We start from the raw sequence: 2,678 nt of genomic DNA, 5'->3' as shown, positions 1-2,678 counted from the left end.
GAAGGCGGTGCCGGCCGCCGTGGCGGTCAGTTGCTTCACCAGCTGGCGCTGGGTGGTTTCGGTGCGATGCTGCCAGCGCTGGTAGCGGCGGGCAATGTAGCGGGCCAGCGGGCGGCTGAGAGTGGCTTTGAGTCCCATCGGTTGCGGTCGGTAAGAGCCAGCGAAGGTACGCGGGACGTAAGCGGTGCACCACCGCGCAACCCCCGCGGGCGGCTACCGTTAAGCTTTGCGGCTGGCGGCGCACGCGGCTGGCCACTCCGCACTACACCATTTCACCACTTCACAACTCCACATTATCATGGCAGACCACAAAGGCACCGCTGTTTGGAACGGCGACATCAAAGGCAGCGGCACCCTCACCACCGAGAGCGGCGCGCTCAACGCCCCCTACTCTGTGGGCAGCCGCTTCGAAGGCAAAGGCGGCACCAACCCCGAAGAGCTGATTGGCGCGGCCCACGCCGGCTGCTACACCATGTACCTCACCAGCGTGCTCACCAAGCACGGCCACTCGGTGCAGAACATCAAAACCACCAGCACCGTGACGATGAACCCGAACAACGGCCACCCCGTCATCGAGCACATCCACGTGAGCACCGAAGGCCACGTAACCGGCGGCAACATCACCGCCGACGACTTCCAGAAGCACGCCGAAGACGCCAAGGAGAACTGCCCGGTATCGAAGGTGCTGAGCGCCGTGCCCAAAATGACCCTCGAAGCGAAGTTCGTGGGCTAGTTTTTTGGCTAATAAAGCCAGAAAGAACGTCATGCTGAGCGTAGTCGAAGCATCTCGCGTGCAGTAGTAATCAACATCGTTGTTGCGAATGAGTTACTACCACACGCGAGATGCTACGGCTGCGCTCAGCATGACGTTCTTTTTTTCTTGTTGTCCCAGCGTGAGCCTACACTAAAATCTTCGCCCTAAATTTGCAGCTATGCCCACTGGTACCACTCGCATCCGCCTCCGCCCCGCCAACAACTCCCGCGTCCCGTTCTGGGGCCAAATCGCCATTGGCCTGTTCTGGCTGGCCTACGTGCTGTTCGGCATCATCAGCGACAGCGGCGCGACGGACTACCACTTCCTGCACTGGGTGTTTCTGGTGTTCACGCTGGTGTATCTCGGCTACGTGCTGGTGAACAACGCCCCCATCTTCGGCACCCAGAGCTACCTCGAATTCACGCCCGGCTACATCGTGCATAAAAACGGCCTCTTCCGCCCCAAGCAGGTATTCGCCGCCGAAAACATCGCCGCCCTCGAACTCAAGCCCATGGTACTGCGCGTGCGCCAGAAAGACGGCGAAATCTACGCCCTCAACCTGCGCGAAGTGAAAGGCAAGCGCCGCAAACTAAGCTTCCGCGAGCAGGTGCGCGAGTTTGCCACCAAGCACAACCTGCCCCTGCAGGAAGTGAGCCCCACGGCCGCTTTCTAGAATTCTACTTCTCAGAAACCGAAAGAGGCTCCCGACGCGCACAGCATCGGGAGCCTCTTTTTTGTACTACCTGGGTCGCAGGTCTTACTTCTTGGCGAATTTCTTCCGCAGCTCGTCTACCTGGTCGCGGAATTTCTTGTCCGAATCCACCAAATCCGACACGGTTTGCACCGAGTGCATCACGGTGGTGTGGTCGCGGCCGCCGAAGTGGAAACCAATGGTTTTCAGCGTGTGTGCCGTGTGGTGCTTGGCGAAGTACATGGCCACCTGCCGGGCCGTCACCACTTCTTTTTTGCGGGTTTTGTCCTTCAGCAAATCCACCGAAATGTTGAAGTACGCGGCCACGGTCTTCTGAATGAAGTCGAGGTTGACCTCGGCCTCCACTTCCTCGATGATGTGGCGCAGGGCCTGTTTCACCATTTCCAGGTCGATGTCGCGGCGGCTCAGGCTGCTCTGCGCTACCAGCGAGGCGATGACGCCCTCCAATTCGCGCACGTTGGTGTGTACTGAGTTGGCGAGGTAGTCCACCACGTGGTCCGGCGGAATGTCGATGCCGTCCTGCTCCATCTTGTTGCGGATGATGGCCACCCGCGTCTCGAAATCCGGGCTTTGCACGTCGGCCGTCAGGCCCCATTTGAAACGGTTGAGCAACCGGTCTTCCAGACCCAGCAAGTCCTTGGGCGGCCGGTCGGAAGTCATCACAATCTGCTTGCCCGACTGGTGCAAGTGGTTGAAGATGTGAAAGAACATCTCCTGCGTCTTGCCCTTGTTGGCCAGAAACTGTACGTCATCCAGAATCAGCGCATCGACCTGCAAATAGAAATTCGCAAAGTCCTGCACCTGCGCGCGCTGCACGCTGTCGATGAACTGGTTAGTGAACTTCTCAGCCGATACGTAGAGCACGAACCGCTCGGGCGCGGTGGCCTTGATGTGGTTGCCGATGGCCTGCACCAGGTGCGTTTTGCCCAGGCCCACACCGCCGTACACCATCAGCGGGTTGAAGCTGGTGGTACCGGGCTTGTTGGCCACGGCGAGGCCGGCCGAACGGGCCAGGCGGTTGCAGTCGCCCTCGATGTAGTTGTCGAACGTGTAGGAGCCGTTGAGCTGCGACGGAACGAGGTTGCCATCGACGGGCTTGGCCTGCTCGAAGGGATTGCGGGCGGGGGCCAGCGTGTCGGCGGCACCGGCGCTGTTGGCGAAGTTGTTGCCGCGCGGGGTGGTGCGCACGGCCGCCGAGTTCACGTAGCGGGC

The 2,678-nt window shown here is 60.4% G+C and carries 3 protein-coding genes; 2 read left to right on the top strand and 1 reads right to left on the bottom strand.

The genetic code is table 11. From position 1 onward, the window contains the following. Positions 1–298: 298 nt before the first annotated feature. Both ACYVDE_RS19680 and ACYVDE_RS19675 read left to right on the top strand, forming a co-directional pair. Entirely contained in the window at positions 299–733 is a 435-nt protein-coding gene (locus ACYVDE_RS19680) for an OsmC family protein (protein ID WP_460503242.1), read from the top strand. A gap of 199 nt (positions 734–932) precedes the next feature. Further along, entirely contained in the window at positions 933–1,427 is a 495-nt protein-coding gene (locus ACYVDE_RS19675) for a hypothetical protein (RefSeq protein ID WP_460503241.1), read from the top strand. Between the two features lie 84 nt (positions 1,428–1,511). On the opposite strand, the gene dnaA is transcribed toward ACYVDE_RS19675, so the two are convergent. Next, positions 1,512–2,678, bottom strand: a 1,167-nt coding sequence (gene dnaA / locus ACYVDE_RS19670; protein ID WP_460503240.1) for a chromosomal replication initiator protein DnaA, incomplete at its 5' end; no start/stop codon positions are given.

It is taken from the genome of Hymenobacter agri (assembly GCF_054778495.1).
The sequence above is the reverse complement of the archived record's forward strand: the minus strand, read 5'-3'. Positions and strand labels throughout refer to the sequence as shown.

Coding starts and splice junctions, on each gene's coding strand:
- ACYVDE_RS19680 (WP_460503242.1), top strand. CDS start 299: ATGGCAGACCACAAAGGCACCGCTGTTTGGAACGGCGACATCAAAGGC.
- ACYVDE_RS19675 (WP_460503241.1), top strand. CDS start 933: ATGCCCACTGGTACCACTCGCATCCGCCTCCGCCCCGCCAACAACTCC.